The 17152-nt window shown below is 65.7% G+C and carries 21 protein-coding genes; 12 read left to right on the forward strand and 9 right to left on the reverse strand.

Features of this window, described 5'->3' with window-relative positions; all coding sequences use genetic code 11:
* Nucleotides 1–37: 37 nt before the first annotated feature.
* The 4 genes from CLV47_RS05820 to acs all read right to left on the reverse strand — a co-directional run bounded on the left by CLV47_RS05820 (nucleotide 38) and on the right by acs (nucleotide 4829).
* Nucleotides 38–958, reverse strand: a complete 921-nt coding sequence (locus CLV47_RS05820) for an alpha/beta fold hydrolase (protein WP_106348068.1) — start codon at nucleotides 956–958, stop codon at nucleotides 38–40.
* A 35-nt stretch (nucleotides 959–993) separates the two neighbouring features.
* Nucleotides 994–1434: a phage holin family protein gene (locus tag CLV47_RS05825; protein ID WP_106348069.1), complete on the reverse strand. Its 441-nt coding sequence runs from the start codon at nucleotides 1432–1434 to the stop codon at nucleotides 994–996.
* A gap of 56 nt (nucleotides 1435–1490) precedes the next feature.
* Nucleotides 1491–2702: a Na+/H+ antiporter NhaA gene (gene nhaA, locus CLV47_RS05830; RefSeq protein WP_106348070.1), complete on the reverse strand. Its 1212-nt coding sequence runs from the start codon at nucleotides 2700–2702 to the stop codon at nucleotides 1491–1493.
* Between the two features lie 156 nt (nucleotides 2703–2858).
* On the reverse strand, nucleotides 2859–4829 hold the full coding sequence (gene acs, locus CLV47_RS05835) for an acetate--CoA ligase (RefSeq protein ID WP_106348071.1): 1971 nt from the start codon (nucleotides 4827–4829) through the stop codon (nucleotides 2859–2861).
* 227 nt (nucleotides 4830–5056) lie between these two features.
* Between acs and CLV47_RS05840 the strand changes: the two genes are divergently transcribed.
* Nucleotides 5057–5668: a ClpP family protease gene (locus CLV47_RS05840; protein WP_106348187.1), complete on the forward strand. Its 612-nt coding sequence runs from the start codon at nucleotides 5057–5059 to the stop codon at nucleotides 5666–5668.
* Between the two features lie 3 nt (nucleotides 5669–5671).
* Nucleotides 5672–6262, forward strand: coding sequence for an ATP-dependent Clp protease proteolytic subunit (locus CLV47_RS05845; RefSeq protein ID WP_106348072.1), 591 nt, complete (start codon nucleotides 5672–5674; stop codon nucleotides 6260–6262).
* A 161-nt stretch (nucleotides 6263–6423) separates the two neighbouring features.
* On the opposite strand, the gene CLV47_RS05850 is transcribed toward CLV47_RS05845, so the two are convergent.
* Both CLV47_RS05850 and CLV47_RS05855 read right to left on the reverse strand, forming a co-directional pair.
* Nucleotides 6424–6771: a helix-turn-helix domain-containing protein gene (locus CLV47_RS05850; protein ID WP_177557496.1), complete on the reverse strand. Its 348-nt coding sequence runs from the start codon at nucleotides 6769–6771 to the stop codon at nucleotides 6424–6426.
* A gap of 96 nt (nucleotides 6772–6867) precedes the next feature.
* Entirely contained in the window at nucleotides 6868–7245 is a 378-nt protein-coding gene (locus CLV47_RS05855; RefSeq protein ID WP_106348073.1) for an FKBP-type peptidyl-prolyl cis-trans isomerase, read from the reverse strand.
* An 82-nt stretch (nucleotides 7246–7327) separates the two neighbouring features.
* Here CLV47_RS05855 and CLV47_RS05860 point away from each other — a divergent pair, with 82 nt between their 5' ends.
* Both CLV47_RS05860 and CLV47_RS05865 read left to right on the forward strand, forming a co-directional pair.
* A complete protein-coding gene (locus tag CLV47_RS05860) occupies nucleotides 7328–8092 on the forward strand; it encodes an oxidoreductase (RefSeq protein ID WP_202862412.1) in 765 nt (254 codons plus the stop codon).
* Nucleotides 8085–8993, forward strand: coding sequence for a hypothetical protein (locus CLV47_RS05865; protein ID WP_106348075.1), 909 nt, complete (start codon nucleotides 8085–8087; stop codon nucleotides 8991–8993). The genes CLV47_RS05860 and CLV47_RS05865 overlap by 8 nt, the downstream gene beginning before the upstream one ends.
* A 5-nt stretch (nucleotides 8994–8998) precedes the next feature.
* On the opposite strand, the gene CLV47_RS05870 is transcribed toward CLV47_RS05865, so the two are convergent.
* Both CLV47_RS05870 and CLV47_RS05875 read right to left on the reverse strand, forming a co-directional pair.
* Nucleotides 8999–9295, reverse strand: coding sequence for a hypothetical protein (locus CLV47_RS05870; RefSeq protein ID WP_106348076.1), 297 nt, complete (start codon nucleotides 9293–9295; stop codon nucleotides 8999–9001).
* A 2-nt stretch (nucleotides 9296–9297) separates the two neighbouring features.
* Nucleotides 9298–10140, reverse strand: coding sequence for an HAD family hydrolase (locus CLV47_RS05875; RefSeq protein WP_238145246.1), 843 nt, complete (start codon nucleotides 10138–10140; stop codon nucleotides 9298–9300).
* A gap of 32 nt (nucleotides 10141–10172) precedes the next feature.
* Between CLV47_RS05875 and ssd the strand changes: the two genes are divergently transcribed.
* From ssd to CLV47_RS05915, 8 genes are read left to right on the forward strand one after another with little or no spacing between them, the layout of a single operon-like run.
* The gene (gene ssd, locus CLV47_RS05880) at nucleotides 10173–11441 is read left to right on the forward strand and encodes a septum site-determining protein Ssd (RefSeq protein WP_106348078.1); all 1269 of its coding nucleotides are present in this window, start codon (nucleotides 10173–10175) and stop codon (nucleotides 11439–11441) included.
* Nucleotides 11438–12589: a TadA family conjugal transfer-associated ATPase gene (locus CLV47_RS05885; protein ID WP_106348079.1), complete on the forward strand. Its 1152-nt coding sequence runs from the start codon at nucleotides 11438–11440 to the stop codon at nucleotides 12587–12589. The genes ssd and CLV47_RS05885 overlap by 4 nt, the downstream gene beginning before the upstream one ends.
* Complete coding sequence (locus CLV47_RS05890) at nucleotides 12586–13419, forward strand: type II secretion system F family protein (RefSeq protein WP_146135298.1); 834 nt, start codon at nucleotides 12586–12588, stop codon at nucleotides 13417–13419. The genes CLV47_RS05885 and CLV47_RS05890 overlap by 4 nt, the downstream gene beginning before the upstream one ends.
* The gene (locus CLV47_RS05895; RefSeq protein ID WP_106348081.1) at nucleotides 13416–14177 is read left to right on the forward strand and encodes a type II secretion system F family protein; all 762 of its coding nucleotides are present in this window, start codon (nucleotides 13416–13418) and stop codon (nucleotides 14175–14177) included. Before CLV47_RS05890 ends, CLV47_RS05895 begins: the two co-directional genes overlap by 4 nt.
* A gap of 52 nt (nucleotides 14178–14229) precedes the next feature.
* Nucleotides 14230–14493 carry a DUF4244 domain-containing protein gene (locus CLV47_RS05900; protein WP_238145247.1) on the forward strand — a complete coding sequence of 88 codons (264 nt, stop codon included), beginning with the start codon at nucleotides 14230–14232 and terminating at the stop codon, nucleotides 14491–14493.
* Between the two features lie 34 nt (nucleotides 14494–14527).
* Nucleotides 14528–14914: a TadE family type IV pilus minor pilin gene (locus CLV47_RS05905; RefSeq protein ID WP_106348190.1), complete on the forward strand. Its 387-nt coding sequence runs from the start codon at nucleotides 14528–14530 to the stop codon at nucleotides 14912–14914.
* 23 nt (nucleotides 14915–14937) lie between these two features.
* Nucleotides 14938–15291, forward strand: a complete 354-nt coding sequence (locus tag CLV47_RS05910) for an Rv3654c family TadE-like protein (protein ID WP_106348191.1) — start codon at nucleotides 14938–14940, stop codon at nucleotides 15289–15291.
* 37 nt (nucleotides 15292–15328) lie between these two features.
* Entirely contained in the window at nucleotides 15329–15724 is a 396-nt protein-coding gene (locus tag CLV47_RS05915) for a PPOX class F420-dependent oxidoreductase (RefSeq protein WP_106348082.1), read from the forward strand.
* A gap of 7 nt (nucleotides 15725–15731) precedes the next feature.
* On the opposite strand, the gene pdxR is transcribed toward CLV47_RS05915, so the two are convergent.
* Nucleotides 15732–17117: a MocR-like pyridoxine biosynthesis transcription factor PdxR gene (gene pdxR, locus CLV47_RS05920; RefSeq protein ID WP_106348083.1), complete on the reverse strand. Its 1386-nt coding sequence runs from the start codon at nucleotides 17115–17117 to the stop codon at nucleotides 15732–15734.
* Nucleotides 17118–17152: the final 35 nt, after the last annotated feature.

The following is a 17152-nucleotide window of genomic DNA, read 5'->3' on the forward strand; positions in this document are numbered from 1 at the left end:
TCAGAGAGTAGACGCGCCGTACAGCGTGGTCGTGAGATTAGAGAGTGAGCAGCCACTCCTCGATCAGAGCGCCAACCGTTTCGGGGTCCTCTTCTGGCAGGAAGTGCCCCAGGTTGTCGAAATAGTGCGACTCGTACGGTCCGGCGACGTACGCCGATGAGCCGTCCGATGTCTGCGGCAACAGCACCGGGTCGAGCCAACCCTGCAACTGCAACACCGGTACGTCGATCCGCACCGCCAACGACTTCGCGAACCGCGCGCCGTCCGGTCGGGCCAGCGAGCGCATCATCCAGCGGAAGTACTCGGCCGCGCCGTACGCCGCCTGAGGCACGCACATCGCCTGGCGATAAACCTCGGTGGCGTAAGCGAAGTCGGTCGTATGAGCCCAATCCGGCCCGGTCCACTTGCGCATGATCTCGCGAACCTCGGCGCCGTTGTCGCTCGTCAACTGGGACTCCGGCACCCGAGGAAGCTGATAGGCAAAAGCGTGCGCGAGCGCCCGGCGCTGCGCATTGCTGGAAATCAGCTCGCGGCGTAGTCGGCGCGGATGCGGAGCGCTGACCGCGCCGAGCCCGCGTACGACGCCCGGATGTAGCGCCGCCGTAGTCCAGGCGACGAGGCCGCCGATGTCGTGACCGATCACGGTCGCCTCGCGGGCGCCGAGCGCCCGGATCAGGCCCCCGACGTCACCGGACACGGTCATCAGGTCGTAGCTGCGCGGCGGTTTGTCACTCGCGCCGAAGCCACGCAGGTCCGGCGCCACCACGTGGTAGCCGGCATCGGCAAGCCGCGGGATGAGGTGCCGCCACATCCACCAGTTCTGTGGAAACCCATGCAGCAGTACGACGAGCGGGCCTTTGCCGGCTTCGGCAATATGCAGGCGAATGCCGTTGGCGGAGATCTCGCGATGGGTCCAGGGACCGTCTGCCAGGATGCGGCTCGTGCCGTTACCGGACATGAGTGACGTTAAGCGGTTGCTGTGCTACGGCGAGCTTAGGCTGCCTTTTCGGGCTTCTTGAAGGCGCGCGCGATCTCGGAGTTCTTCTTCATCGAGCTCACGGTGCGTTCTGGTTTTTTGATCTTCTTGATCTTGCGCAACCCGATGAGGCCAAACAGCGCCGCAAGGACGAAGAAGAACCCGACGATGCAGGCATAGCCAGCCCAGCGAGGCAGGCCGATCAGGATGAGCACCTCGGCGAGGGTTACGAAGATGAACGGTAGCGCGACGAGAACCAGTACACCGGCGACGATGAGCGAGATGCTGCCCGTGGCTGCCTTCTTGACCTCCGCCTTGACTTCGGTCTTGGCGAGCTCGACTTCCGAACGTACCAACGTCGACAGGTGATCGGATGCCTCTTTGACGAGTGTGCCGACCGATGGGTGGGCGACTTCGGTCTCCTCCACAGCGGCGTAGCGGGTATCGGGGATCGTCATGGAGTCTCCTCGGCGTTCGGTATGGATGTCTATCTTCTCAGGTGTCGTCACGGACGTTAGTCAGACCCAGTCTCGTCCGCCATGTGCGCGTATCGACGAGACCGGAACCTCAGTACGACGGCACCTATCACCGAGGCTATCGCGGACGCGAGCAGGACGGCGGTCTTTGCGACGGCGATATGCGCCTCGTCGTCGAACGCCAACTCCGCGATCAGTAGGGAAACGGTGAACCCGATGCCCGCGATCAAGCCCACAGATGCGATGTCCGACCAGTCCAGATTGCGGGGTAACGCCGCGAGGCGGGCCTTGACGGACACGAACGATCCTAGGAACACGCCGATCGGCTTGCCGAAGACGAGCCCCACCATGATGGCGATGGCCACCGGATCGGTGAACAAGCGCGCCAGGTCCCCGCCGCTGAGAGTCACCCCGGCCGCGCCGAGCGCGAAGATCGGTACAACAAATCCAGATGAGAAGGGCTGGACGAGATGTTCGATCCGTACGGCGGGGGGATCCTCCTCGCCCGGGTCGCCCTTGACGCGGGTGAGCAGCCCGAGCGCGACAGCGGCGATCGTGGCATGGATACCGCTGTTGTGCACGAAGTACCACACGGCGAGTCCCAGCGGTATATAGAGAATCGCGGTCAGCGCGCCCTGGAAACGTAGCTTCTGCAGTGCGGCGTACCCGACTAGGAGCACCGCCGCGATTCCGAGGCTGAGGAAGCTGACGCCAGTGGTGAATACGGTCGCGATCACGATGATGGCGCCCAGGTCGTCGACGACGGCCACGCTGAGCAGAAACACCCGGACACCGCTGGGCAGGTTGGACGCGATGATCGCCAGAACCGCGACTGCGAAGGCGATGTCGGTCGCTAGGGGGACTGCCCACGCCTTCTCAGCGCCGGGCGCTCCGTGCGAGATCGAGAACGCGATGAGCGCGGGCACCAGCATCCCGCCGAACGCTGCGAAGACCGGAAGCATTGCGCGTTTGACGCTGCGCAGCTGCCCGATGACCAACTCACGCTTCAGCTCCAAGCCGACGACAAAGAAGAAGATCGCCAGAAGCCCGTCGGAAATCCATTCCGAGACGGTGAGGTCCAGGTGCAGCGCGGCCGGTCCGATCTCGGTCCCCAGGATCGAGTGGTACGCCGACCGCCAGGGCGTGTTGGCGATGATCAGAGCCAGCACGGCGGCGCCGAGCATGACGAGCCCACCGATGGTCTCCGTGCGGAGGTACTGCACGGCATCGTCGAAGGCCTGCCGGGTCATCGACCGGTCCCGCGCGACTGCGCGACGGGCCAGCCGAGTAGCGCGGTTGTCGTGTCGGGACTCGGCTAGCCGTACCCGTCGTTCTTTGATCCGGCGGCGCTTTTTGTTTTTGGTACGGCGGCTCAGGCTGCTCGACTCCTCAGGGTCGGCGTGCGGCTAGTCATCGGTGGCCGTCGACTTCGCGAGGTTTTCCTGGATCAGATCCATCACGGTGGAGTCGGCAAGCGTCGTGACGTCGCCGATCTCGCGCTTTTCGGCGATGTCGCGCAGCAGGCGACGCATGATCTTGCCCGAACGCGTCTTCGGCAGCTCCTGCACGACCATGATCTGCCGCGGTTTCGCGATCGGGCCGATCTGGGTGGAGACATGGTTGCGCAGCTCGGTGATCAGCTCAGGTCCCTGCTCCTCTTCGGGCAGCTCGCCGCGCAGAATCACAAATGCCACAATGGCCTGCCCGGTGTCCGCATCGGTAGCGCCGACGACAGCAGCCTCAGCCACCTTCACGTGCGACACGAGCGCGGACTCGATCTCCGTGGTGGACATGCGGTGACCGGACACGTTCATGACATCGTCGACGCGGCCAAGGACCCACACGTCGCCGTCACCGTCCTTCTTCGCCCCGTCGCCGGCGAAGTAGACGTCCTTGAAGCGCGACCAGTAGGTGTCGACGTAGCGCTGATCGTCGCCGTACACCGTGCGCAGCATCGATGGCCACGGTTTGGTGACGACAAGGTAGCCGCCGGATCCGTTCGGAACCGACTTGCCGGTGTCATCGACGACGTCGGTGAAAATGCCTGGTATGGCGCGCATCGCGCTACCTGGCTTCGCGGCGGTCACGCCAGGTAGCGGGGCGATCATGCTGGATCCGGTCTCGGTCTGCCACCAGGTATCGACGACCGGCGTACGGTCCGCGCCAATGACCCGGCGATACCAGATCCAGGCCTCCGGGTTGATCGGTTCGCCGACGCTACCGATCAGCCGCAGGCTGGTCAGATCGAACCGCGCCGGTACCTCCTCGCCCCACTTCATGAACGTGCGGATGACTGTCGGCGCGCAGTACAGGATCGTCACTTTGTATTTCTGGACGATTTCCCACCAACGACCGCGATGCGGGGTCTCGGGAGTGCCTTCGTACATCACCGATGTGGTGCCGTTGGCGAGCGGTCCGTAGACGATGTAGGAGTGGCCGGTCACCCAGCCGACGTCTGCGGCTGTCCAGAAGATGTCGGTGTCGGCCTTGAGGTCGAACAGCGCCCAGTGCGTGTAGGCGCAGCCGACGAGGTAGCCGCCCGTCGTGTGCAAGATGCCCTTCGGCTTGCCCGTGGTGCCCGAGGTGTACATGACGTAGAGCGGATGCTCGGCGTCGAACGCCTCTGGAGTGTGCTCACTGGACTGCTTGCCGACGTAGTCGTGCCACCACTTGTCCCGGCCGTCCTGCATGTGGGTGTCCTGCTTGGTGCGCTCGACCACAAGCACGGTGTGCACGTCGGGGCAAGACTCGAGTGCCTTGTCAACCGCGGGCTTGAGGGCGCTCGGTGCGCCACGACGGTAGCCGCCGTCAGCGGTAACCACGACCTTCGCGTTGCAGTCCTGGATACGGGTCGACAGTGCGTCGGCGGAGAAGCCGCCGAAGACCACGGTATGGATGGCGCCGATCCGAGCACACGACAGCATCGCGAAGATGGTCTCCGGGATCATCGGCATGTAGATCGCGACTGTGTCGCCGGCCTTGACGCCGAGCTCGATGAGCGCATTAGCGCCACGGCTGATCTCGTCCTTGAGATCTGCGTAGGTGATCGTGCGAGTGTCACCCGGCTCGCCCTCGAAGTAGTAGGCGACCTTGTCGCCCTTGCCGGCCTCGACGTGCCGATCCACGCAGTTGTACGCCGCGTTGAGCTTGCCGTCGGCAAACCACTTCGCGAACGGCGGGTTGGACCAGTCGAGGTTTTGGGTCGGCTCGGTCTCCCAGGTCAGCCGTCGCGCCTGCTTGGCCCAGAAAGCCTCGAAGTCGGCGTCGGCCTCGGCGTACGCCTCCTCGGTCACATTTGCGTTGGCAGCGAAGTCCTTCGACGGCGGGAACCGGCGGGTTTCGTTGAGCAGGTTATCGATTGCTGGGTTTTCTGGCATTGAGTCACTCCCGCGTGTGTCGTCACTGGACTGCTGAACTGATTCCCAATCTAGTAGGGACCGAAAGGCGCGTCGACCCTGGTGCGGTTCCACAGCCGGTCACCGTCGCCGTTCTGCTCCGAGCAGATCTGCCGTCGGCAGATTCGATGGCGCCGCGCAGCGTCACGGACGACCGTGGGATCGAACCGCGATGCGTTCTGTCGCGGCGTACCAAGAAAGGGACGGACATGACCATCGAGAACTCCGAACAGGCCAGACCAGCCGGCTTCGACGACACGCTCTCCGGACGGCTGCTGGATCAGCGGATCATCGTGCTGGGTACGGCGGTCGACGACGCCGTCGCCAACCGAATCTGCGCGCAGCTGCTGTTGCTCTCCGCGGAGAACGCGCGGCGCGACATCAGCCTTTACATCAACTCACCGGGCGGTTCGGTCAGCGCCGGGCTGGCCATTTACGACACGATGCGCGCGATCCCTAACGACGTGAGCACGCTCGGTATGGGTCTGGCCGCGAGCATGGGCCAGTTCCTGCTGACCGTGGGCACTCCGGGCAAGCGCTACAGCCTGCCGCACACGCGGGTGATGATGCATCAAGGCTCGGCAGGGATCGGCGGGACCGCGATGGATATCGCAATTCAAGCCGAAAACATCAAGTACACCAAGGATCTGATGTTTAGGCTGTTGTCGGAGCACACCGGGCAGGACATTGCGACGATCGAGGCCGATGCCGACCGGGATCGGTGGTTTACCGCCGAACAAGCCCGCCAGTACGGCATCGTCGACCACGTCGTGTCGTCGCTGGCCGACGTACGACCCGAACCAGCAAGGGCGGGGCTGTAAGCAATGAGCCAGTACACGATTCCAACGGTCGTCGAGAAGGTCGCCGGCGGTGAGCGGGCCTACGACGTATTCAGCCGGCTGCTGTCCGAACGGGTCATCTTCCTCGGCACCGAGATCGACGACGGTGTCGCCAATGTCGTCATCGCGCAACTGTTTCACCTCGAGGCTGACAGCGCCGACCAGGAGATCAACCTCTATATCAACTCGCCCGGCGGCTCGTCGAGCGCACTGATGGCCATCTACGACACGATGCAGTTCGTCAAGCCGGATGTGTCGACGTTCTGTATCGGCCAGGCGGCGTCGGCCGCGGCGGTACTGCTGGCCGCGGGTGCGCCGGGGAAGCGCTCGGTGCTCGCGCACTCGCGGGTGTTGCTGCACCAGCCGTCCGGTGGTGCCGAGGGCTCGCTGTCGGATCTGTCCATCCAGGCCGAGGAGATCATGCGGATTCGTCGGGAAACCGAAGAAGTGCTCAGCCGGCACACTGGCCAGTCCGTCGATACGTTGCGCGTGGATACCGCCCGCGACAAGATCTTCGGCGCCCAGGAGGCGGTCGACTACGGGCTCGCCGACCGAGTGATCACCATCCGCGACTAACCCAGTCCGTGTGACCGTAGGGCCGTCCGCTTGTCGCACGCCCTTGTGTCACCAAGCGTCCACTTGTGTCACCGAGGTCGGTGACACAAGTGGACGTTCTATGCCACAAGCCGGGAGCGCGCAGCCAGACGTTACGCAGCCAAACGCTGTGCAGCCACAAGCTATGCGGCCAGAAGCTTAGCGTCGTACGACGAACCGACCGAGCGCTGGAACGACGTGTGGATCTGGCGGCTGAGCTCGACCATCCGCAAGCCGAGCGCCGCCGAGATGGTGGCGAGCAGTTCCGAGGAGACCTCCTTGCGCCCGCGCTCGACCTCGGAGAGGTACTGCGTCGACATCGCGGCGTCGGCGGCGACCTCTTTGAGCGTGCGCTGTTGTTCGAGACGGCGTTTGCGCAACACCGTGCCGACCACCTCACGCATCAGCGGTGCCGGTGCGTTCTCGGGCTCGGCCTCGGGCAGTACGCCGGGGCGAGTCGGGAACTGAATGATCTTCGCGGACTGCTCCATGACGGTTCCTAGCCTCGGCGATGCGGATGTCCCGACTGTAGAGCAGGTTTCACGCGGGTCGACCGCCGTTCGCGACCAGAGAACACTTTTGACGGACTAGCGGACGCCCATCAGGTCGACGACGAACACGAGAGTCTCGTTGGGCGCAATGGCGCCGGGAGCGCCGTACTCGCCGTAACCGAGATGCGGCGGGATGGTGATCTTGCGGCGGCCTCCGACCTTCATGCCGACGATTCCTTGGTCCCAGCCCTGGATGACGCGTCCGGCGCCGAGCGGGAAATCGAGGGTGGAGCCGCGGTCCCAGCTCGCGTCGAACTGCTGGCCAGTGGACCAGGCCTTGCCGACGTAATGGGCTTCAACGGTGCTGCCGGCCTGCGCTTCGGCGCCGTCGCCGACCGAAAGGTCCTCAAGGAGGAGGTCAGTAGGTGGATTGTCGTTGGGAATGTCGAATTCGGGCTTCTGGTTATCTGCCATGCAGGGCAGTGTAATGACTTCGCGACCTGATGTCTGCCGGGTGCTCGTGCCTGGACGCTCGGTTCGCCCTACCCTTGAGCACGTGCCTGTTAATACTGAAACCGCTGATCCGCTCGCACCCCTCATGGACCTGCCGGGCGTGCGTGACGCCGCGTTGCAGTCTCGCGCCGACGTCGATCGCCTGCTCGGGCACCGTGTCTTGCGCAAGAAATCCGCCGAGGTGAGTGCCGAGTCACTGCTGCGTGGGGCGCGTTCGTCGGCCGCACTTGAGGACGCGAGCTACCAGTTGGAGGCTGTCCGGGCCGGCGCTATCGAGGACCCGGTACTGACCGGTTGCCTTCGAGTGTCCGGCGCGGTCGGCCGGCAGACCGACGTGTGGGAACACGCCCCCCTGCAGGCGCTCGCGGCACTTCACTTGCAGGCTGCCGCGGGTGTCGCCGACCCGGACGACCTCGGGCGGGCATCCAGCAGGCCCGGAGTTTCGGTACGACTGCAGCAGCTGGTTGAGACGGTCCGGATGAAGCGTTCCAGGGATGTGCCCGGTGTCGTCGTCGCGGCCGTCGTGCACGGCGAAATCCTTGCGCTGCAGCCCTTCGCGCAGCTCAACGGCGTGGTCGCGCGCGCAGCGGCGCGTATCGTGCTGGTTTCCACCGGCGTCGACCCCAAGTCGCTCGCCGTACCCGAGGTTGGCTACGCCGACGACGAAAAGGCTTACGCGGCAGCGCTTGCGGCGTACCAGACCGGTACGCCGGACGGCGTCGCCACATGGTTAGTGCACTGCTGCGCGGCAATGTCGGCGGGTGCTGTCGAAGGGCTGGCGATCTGCGAGTCAGTCCTTCGTGGCTAGTGGTGATGACGCGATGGCCAACTGGGCGCTGCTTCCGGGCGTAGGCGTATCGGCAGGTATGTCGGCGCTCTTCTTCGGTGATGCGAGGGACCTGATTCGCAGCACAATCGGGGACGACCTACTCGGAGATCTGCGGGAGTACGGCCGTTACGACCGATACCGCGACGGCGTGCTGAGGTACGACGACCTCGATCGACTTGACTGGATCGAACTGCGGGAGGGGTCGCTGCAGTGCGAAGCGATCGACCTGCTTCGTGACACGTTTGAGGATGTCGCGCGTTACTGCGCCGTACGCGACGGGCACCAGTCGCGTTGGCGAGATGGCGTCAACCTTGCCAGCAGCACCGAGCTTGGGGTTTGTTGCGGCGGCGTGCACAAGCGAGGCGACCGCGACCCGCGAGTGGGATGGGTCGGTATCGGTGCGGACGCTAAGGCGTTTCGGCAGGTGACATTGCATGTGGTGACGTACGGCGACGAGGACATGCTCACCGAAGATGTGGAGGCGCTCGAGCTTGGGGACGATGACTATCGGCTTGCCGTGACGCCGATGCTGGCCGACGATATGGCCAAGTCCGATATCGTGCGGATCCAGGGCACCGACTCCACGGTGCTCGTGCGTGGCAACTTCTTCGGTGTGCAGATCTTCGGCAACGTGCTGAACGACCCCGAGGTACGCCGGGCGGTCGAGTCGGAACTGTTGGATATTGACGGCGCGTCCGTCGACGAGGTCGTCATCGATGATCGCGCGCCGAATCTGAGTGCCTCGATTCCGGTGCGGGTCGGCGTACTTCAGACCGAACAAGCGTTGGATGACTTGGTGTCGCCGTACCGGCTGGAGTGGATACTGACGAACGTGTACGCCGAGGACGGGGTCACCGAACTCGGCTGGTGGCGCGAATAGCCGAGCTATCTTGGCGCGAGGTAGAGGCCGAGTCCCGTGACGATGACGATGCCGACAAAAGTGCCGAGCGCGCTGGTCAACCAGTAGCCGGTAATAGCCGCCGCAATCAGACCGATTACAAAGCCGACCAGCGGTCCGTTTATGGAGATGGCCACGCCGACACGGGTGCGGGTCGGAATGTGTCCGCGCGGATAGCGCTCGAATGATGCTCGCGCAAACCGGCCAAAGATGAACGCCGCATAGCCGCACGCGGCGACCAGCAACCACGCGAATACGGCATACCAGGCCTGGCTGTCCGACATGGCTACGCCGAATTGTCGGGGTCGTGTGCCTTGGTGTGGCGTCGCGACGATAGCCAGGCGATGCCGGCGATCGCGGCACCCACTCCGACGGCCGTGCTTGCGACGACCGGCTTGGAGGGCTTTGACAGCTGCCCGAATCGTTCTCCCAGCGATACGCCGTGTCGAAATGTCAGTACCGGCCAGCCTTTTTGTCCGGCGATCGTCCGCAGCGTCTTGTCCGGGTTGACGACCGTGGGGTGGCCGACGGCATCGAGCATCGGCAGGTCGGTGGCCGAGTCGGAGTATGCGTAGCACTGCGCAAGGTCGTAGCCGTGATGGTCGGCCAGGGTGCGCATCGCGGTGGCCTTGTGCGGGCCGTACGCATAAAAGTCAACGTCGCCCGTGTATTTGCCGTCTTCGACCACCATCGTCGTCGCGATCACATGGTCGGCCTCGAGCATTTTTCCGATAGGTTCGACCATTTCGGCGCCACTGCTTGAAACGATCACAATCTGCCTTCCCGCAGCCTTGTGCTCGGCGATCAGTTCGGTTGCTTCGTCGTACACGAGCGGGTCGACGACCTCGTGGAGCGTCTCGGCGACGATCGCGCGGACTTGCTCTACGTCCCAGCCGGCGGCCATCGCGGTGATGTGTTTGCGGATCCGCTCGATCTGGTCCTCGTCGGCGCCGGGACTCATGTAGACCAGTTGGGCGTACGTGGCCTTAAGGACGGCGCGCCGGTTGATCAGCCCGCCGGCAAAGAACTGTTTGCCGAACGCCAAGGCACTCGACTTGGCGATGACCGTCTTGTCGAGGTCGAAGAATGCAGCCTGTTTGGCGTTCGCGGATTTAACAGTAGGAGCCACGCTCGTCAGCATATTGAATAACCGCTGCGGGTATGGGTGCCCGCGCCGTCGACGAGCGGTCAGTTAGTACGCCGGTGCGCAGTTATCCACAGGCAGCGTGTCGTCCACAGATCGTGTTTTCGGCGTACCGCGAGGTGCCCCAGGTGCGAGAAGGTCAGTTCGAACTCGACCTCGGGAGGCACCTCATGGCCACACGGCACGCACGCACGGCGCTGTATATCGGCGCGACCGATGCGTTGTCCGAACGCGCCCGCCGGATCGTGGTTGCCGCGGGCTTTGAGTGGGAGGCGGTGGCGGCGCCTGACTGTGGCGTGCGATGGCGGCTGGCCGACGTCGTACTCATCAACGCCGCGGATGCCGAACTGGTGATGCTGGAGGACCCGGTACGGCGAGGCGACGTGCTGGTACTCGCCGAGTCTTCGGTCGACCAGGCCGTCTGGCAGCACTGCGTGTCGCTAGGCGTCGAGGACGTGGTGTTGCTGGACGAATCCGAACCGTGGCTCGTCGACCGGCTTGGTGTGGTCGGTGGCGGCGTACCGGACGAGGGGATGGTCATCGGTGTCATCGGGGCGTCCGGCGGCTGCGGCGCGTCGACGCTTGCCGCAGGTCTGGCCGTGGCAACGAGCGCCGCATTCGGTACGTCGATGATCATCGACCTCAACGGCTTTGGTGGCGGCTATGACCTGCAGTTCGGCGCCGCGGACTGGTCGGGCCTGTCGTGGCACGAGCTGGCCGACATCAGTGGTCGGATCAGCGGTGGCTCGTTGCGCGAAGCGGTGCCGTCCGTTGACGACATCGCGGTCGTGGGATTCGCCCGAGACAGCCCGATGTGCGAGGTGCCCGATCGCGCGCGTCGCGCCGTACTCCTTGGTGCCCGCCAGGCCGCGGGGCTCACGGTCGTCGACATACCGACCGCGCCGGGCACGATTCGTGAGGTGCGTCCGCTGCTTGACCAAGTCGTTGTCGCGGGTACGGCGGACATCCGCGGGGCGTTGGCCACGCGAGGGGTCTTGCGTTTCCTTCGCGAGCTGGAGGTGCCGTCGGCCGTCGCGGTTCGCGCGCCCGGCCGGCAGTGCCTGTCCGACGACGTCTACCTCGAGGTCGTCGACTGTCCGGACGGGACGTCGGTGTGGTGGCTCAGCGAGATCAGGGCCATCGACCGCCGGATTCGGTCCGGAGATCCGGTCGTGCGGTCCGGAGACCGGTTCGTCGGTGACTGCCTCGAGCTCATCGACGGGCTGCAGGAGACACGCACGACCGGACGACCACGACGCCTCGCTCGGGCCGGGGCGCCTACATGAACGGCGACCGGACGGCGGTGATCGATCGGGTACGCCGCAAGCTCGCCGACGGGCGGACGGACGCGGACGTCGCGCAGATAGCGCAGCTGATCCGCGACGAGACCCAGGGCCTCGTCTCCGACCGCGAGCTTCTCGAACTTCTCAAGCTGACGCAGGCCGAGGTCGCAGGTGCCGGACCGCTCGACGGGCTGCTACAAGATGACGCAGTCACCGACGTTCTCGTCAATGGGCCCGCCGATATCTGGGCGGACCGAGGCGCCGGACTGGAACGGGTGAGCGTCGATCTGGGCACCGACCTCGACGTACTTCGTCTGGCCCAACGGCTGGCTGCGCGCGCCGGTCGTAGGCTCGATGCGGCCAGCCCGTGGGTCGACGCGACACTGCCGAGCGGCGCGCGCCTGCATGCGGTGATTCCACCGATCGCGCACGGCTGCGCCCTCATCTCGATTCGTACGCTTCGCCAGCGACACCTGACCCTGTCGGGGCTCGTTGACGCGGGGTCGATGACCGCGGAGGTCGCCGACCTGCTTGTGGCGATCGTCGACGCGCAACTGTCGTTCTTGATCAGTGGCGGTACCGGAAGCGGCAAGACAACCCTGCTCTCGGTGCTGCTGAGCCTCGTAGCGCCGAAGGAACGGATTCTCGTGGTCGAGGATGCTGACGAGCTTCGGCCGCAGCATCCCCAACTGGTCAAGTTGCTATCGCGCCCGCCCAATATCGAGGGTGCCGGCGAGATTGCGCTGAGATCGCTTGTGCGCCAGGCACTTCGGATGCGCCCAGATCGGATAATCGTGGGCGAAGTGCGCGGCGCCGAAATCGCCGAGTTGCTCATGGCTCTCAATACTGGGCATCGCGGAGGAGCGGGAACGATACACGCCAACGGCGTACAGGACGTGCCAAGCCGCCTCTGCGCATTGGGCGCCGTGGCCGACTTGTCGCTGGAGGCCGTCCGTGCCCAGGCGAGCTCCGCGATCGACGTACTTATCCATGTAGGGCGCCGCGCGAACGGTGACCGATATGTCGCCCAGATCGCGGTCGTGGACGGCCGCGATAACGACTTCGCGGTGTCCACGGCCTGGAGCGACCGCGGTGGATTCACGGCGTCTGCGGGCCTCTTGGACGATCTCCTCGCGGGCGGTGTGTCGTGACAACGCCCTTAGCAGTAGGACTTCTGGGGATCGCGCTCATCGTTGCCCCGTCACGTCGCCGGGGATTTCGGCGTACGACGAACCGTGCCGAGTCGCGCCTGGCCGACGTGCGCCGCCTGCGCCAGTCGGTCGCCGGATGGCCGCCGACGCGCCGGCGTCAGGTCTGCGCGGCGGCCGGCGGCGGTGCCGCGATTGGTCTGGTTGTGATCAGTGTGCCGACGGCGATTGCCGGTGCCGCGATCGCGGTGACGCTGACCCACAGCGGTCTGCGGATGATCGCCGAGCGGTCGGCGCGGTCCAGCGCCGATCACGACATCGATGCGCTGGCCGCACTTGGAGCAGAGCTTCGTGCCGGCCAGACGATGTCTGCCGGACTGCGCGCTGCCTCCGCGACGGCCAGCGAGGGCCTGCGCGCCGGATTTGCCTCGGCCGCCAGCGCCGTCGAACTCGGCGCCGATCCGATCGCCGTACTTCTTGAGGCTGAGTCCGCGCCGTTGTTGGTCTCGGTCGGACAGATGTGGAAACTGTCGCTCGATACCGGATGCCCGTTGGCAGAAGTGATCGAGGCTATCGAGTTAGACCATCGGGAGCGTCGGCGTCATCAGCTGGAGCTGCGGAGCCTGCTCGCGGGGCCGTCGGCGACCGCGGGCATGCTCGCGCTATTGCCGGTATTCGGTCTGTTCATGGGTTCCGCGATTGGCGCGCGGCCACTGCACACGCTGACGCAGACGACCGTGGGCGGCGTCGTACTCATTGTCGGCACGCTGCTCACACTTGCCGGAGTCACGTGGACTCGATTGATTGTGCACAAGGCCAGGTCGTTCTCATGACGGGCGCCGTCGTACTGCTCGCGTGTGCGGTAGCGCTGTGGCCGCTGCAGCGTCCGGCCGGTCGATTCGGACTGCGTGCGCCGTTCCGCGCATCGGCGTACCCGGGTCGGGGCGCCGTTGCCCCATCGGAGGTGTCCACGTCACCTGACCAGGCTGCGCCGAGCGCGAGACCGCGCATAGCTATCGCACTGCTGGTCTTCGTGCTCGTTCTGGTGATTAGCCCGTCGATCGGCGGTGTCGTCGGAGCGACGCTCGTCGCGGTCGGCGCCTTTGTGGTCATGCACAGGTCCGGCCTACGGCAGCAGCGAGTAGACGATCGGGCTCGGATCTGGCAGTTGCCTATGGTGCTCGACGTGGCGGGGCTTTTGCTGCGTTCTGGATCACCGCCCGCAGGTGCCGTGTCGGCCGCGGCTGAGGTGTGCGGTCCGAGTCTGCTCGGCGACTTCCGCACGATCAGCCGGCTACAGGAAATGGGGCACGACCCGGACGCGGCGTGGCGATCGCGCCTGGCCGATCCCGTCATCGGCCCCGTCGCGCGGTCGGCTATCCGCTCCGCCGACAGCGGTGCGACCTTGGCGGCGTCGTGGTCGCAGCTAGCTTCTGCGGCCCGCGCCGAACGGCGAGTCCGCGCCGAGGTCTCGGCCCGCAAGGCCGGTGTCCACGCGCTGGCTCCGCTGGGGCTGTGCTTCTTGCCAGCGTTTGTCTGCCTCGGCGTCGTACCGATTGTCATCGGGCTGGCCGGTGACGTATTCGGCTAGGGCACGACCCACCCAAGACCACCAGTTGGAAACTACGAGAAGGGACAGCACTATGCACAGCAACTACGGGGAACGCCGCGCGCGGCAGGGACCACTGGGAGGGGCCGTGCGCGCGATCAGCGCCGCGGTCGCGTTAGGGATGGTCGCGCCACTGCGTCGTCGCGATCGTGACGCGGGTATGACGACGGCCGAGTACGCCGTCGGCACCGTCGCAGCGTGCGCATTCGCCGCGATCCTCTATCAGGTCGTTACGGGTTCGTCGGTGGTGTCGGCGCTTGGATCGCTGATTTCCTCTGCGCTCTCGGCGATCTCCTAGCGTGCGTCGGAAACTACGTGGCGACGAAGCGGGTATGGCGACGGCTGAGATCGCGGTCGCCATACCCGCAGTCGTCCTGCTACTCGGTGGGTTGATCGCAGTAATCGCAGCGGTTGCGGCGCAACTTCGATGCGTTGATGCGGCGCGGGAAGGAGCCCGTGCCGCGGCGCGCGGTGACTCGGCATCCGTGGTTGTCTCGATCGCTCAGCGCGCTGCGCCAAACGGCGCAGCGGTTTCAGTGGCGATCAACGGCGACACGGTGACGGTGACCGTGCAAGCGCCGACGCGACCGGTCGGCGGGCTTGTCGGGACCTATACCGTCACCGCCTCGGCCACCGGTCGAATGGAACCGACGAGCGACGACGCCGGTCCGGTGCCGGCGACCAAGGATGCCGCTACCGTAGCGGGGCCGGCTCCGTGAAATGCCTGCTACGTAAGGACTCGATGCCTACCGAACGTGGTAGTGGAACCATCTGGGTCGTCGCGATGGCCATGGTCCTGTGCGTGGTAGCGCTCTCAGTGATGCTGCTGGGCCTAGCCCAGACTGCGCGGCACAAGGCGAATTCGGCCGCCGACCTTGCCGCGCTGGCTGCCGCCCAAGTGCTCATAGATGGGACCGGATCGCCGTGCGACGTAGCGAGTGGCAATGCGGCCGCAAATGGTGCGCGCATTACCTCCTGCGCGGTCGATGGAGAGGTCGTCTTGATCGCGGTTAGCGTCGACGTACACCTGGGTCGGTTCGGCCTGGGCACGGCGACCGCGACCGCGCGCGCCGGCCCAGTCGACCTCGCGCCGTAAGCCAATCGATCGGGATCCAGCGGGTAAGTTCATCCTCATGGGAGATCTGGAGCGGCTCGGGGACGCGAAGTACGTCAGTCTGACGACGTACCGCAAGAACGGAGAAGGCGTGCCAACGGCGCTGTGGGCGGTGCGTGAGGGCGACCAGATCTTCGTATGGACCGTCGCCGACAGCTGGAAAGTGAAGCGCCTTAGGAAAAATCCGAAGGTTGAAGTCGCGGCGTGCGATATGCGAGGCAACGTCGCGGGCGCTCCCGTTAGCGGTACAGCCGCAATTCTCGACGGGGCACAGACCGAACGCGTCCGGCGCCTCCTGCGCGCGAAGTACGGCGTAGTCGGCAGACTCACGGTGCTTGGCAGCAGGCTGCGGCGTGGCAAGGACGGCACCGTCGGAATCGCGATCACGCTCACGGCGGGGTATACCCACGGATGAGCCGGCCTTAGTGACCGATCGCGTCCGCGAGGGCGGAGGTGAGCAGTTCGATGGCAGCGGCGAACTGGTGCCCAAAAGGTCGACCGTAGTTGACGACTATGGCGGGCTCATCACGGTGAGAACGTGTTGAGCGGAAGATGCCCAGTGGCATCACCGCCACCGAACGGTCGGCAAGCCGCGCCACCACCGTGTCCTCGTCGCAGTCTGCAGGTAGCCGGATGAGGCCGACCAGGCCCGCCGAAACGCCCTCGAGTCGTACGCCGGGCACTTGCGCAGCGAGCGACGAGGACAGCAGGTCGCGGCGCCGCCGGTATTCAGTACGGACCGTGCGCACGTGCCGGTCATACCTACCCGACGCCATGAGCTCGGCGAATGCGAGCTGGTCGAGCGACGAGACGGTCGGCCCGCCCATGTCCACGAGCGCGCCGACTGCCGGTTCGACGAGTGCGGGCGGTAACACGCACCAGCCGAGTCGCAGGCCCGGCGCCACCGACTTGCTGGCGGTGCCGCAATAGGCAATTCGCCCCGGATCGAGTGCCTGCAGTGCGCGCAGCGGTCGCCGGTCATAACGCAGTTCGCCATCGAAGTCGTCTTCGATGATGAAACCATCCACTGAGGCGGCCCAGGCGGCGAGCTCGCTACGCCGGGCCGGTGACAGGCTGACCCCGAGTGGCAGGTGGTGATTGGGGGTCACCTGCGCTGCCCGGACCTCGTGCTGGTCGATCATGCCCACTTGTGCGCCGTCAGCGTCAACGGATATCGGCGCACATTCGAGCCCGGCGCCCCGTAACAGTTCGAGGTGCACCTCGAGAGCAGGGTCCTCGACCACGATCCGGCGATGACCCCGCCGGTGCAGCACGCGCGCCAACATCGCAAGCGTCTGGCGAAAGCCGGATAGGACCATGACGTGCTCAACGGCGGCCGTCACCCCCCGGGTTCGGCCGAGATAGTCCACGAGCGCCGCTCGCAGCTCGATGCTGCCGCGGGGGTCTCCGTATCCGAGTGTCGACGCATCGGCCTGCGCTAGGGACTTGCGTACGGCGGCCGCCCACCACGAGCGCGGGAAGCGGGTGAGGTCCGGTTCGCCGCCGGTGAAGTCGGCCCGCGGCGCCTTGGGCGACGAGCGTTGTGTGCGCGTGGCGGTGACCGGCGGCGGTACATGCGCCACCCGCGTGAGCGCTCCCTGGCGAGTCTCCAACAGGCCTTCGACCGCCAGTTGCTCGACCGCCGCTACGACGGTCCCGCGCGCGAGTCCGAGCTCGGCGGCCAGAGTGCGGGTGGATGGCAGCGGCGCACCGGGTGCTAGACGGCCGGCGCTGATCGCGGTTCGAAGCGCCGCCTCCACCGCGTCCTGCCTGCCGAGCCCAGGAGAGAGGTCAACGAAGAGGTCCACTGGTCCAGTCTAGGCACCAAAAAGTGGACCAGCGG

The organism is Antricoccus suffuscus, from assembly GCF_003003235.1.
GTDB lineage: Bacteria > Actinomycetota > Actinomycetes > Mycobacteriales > Antricoccaceae > Antricoccus > Antricoccus suffuscus.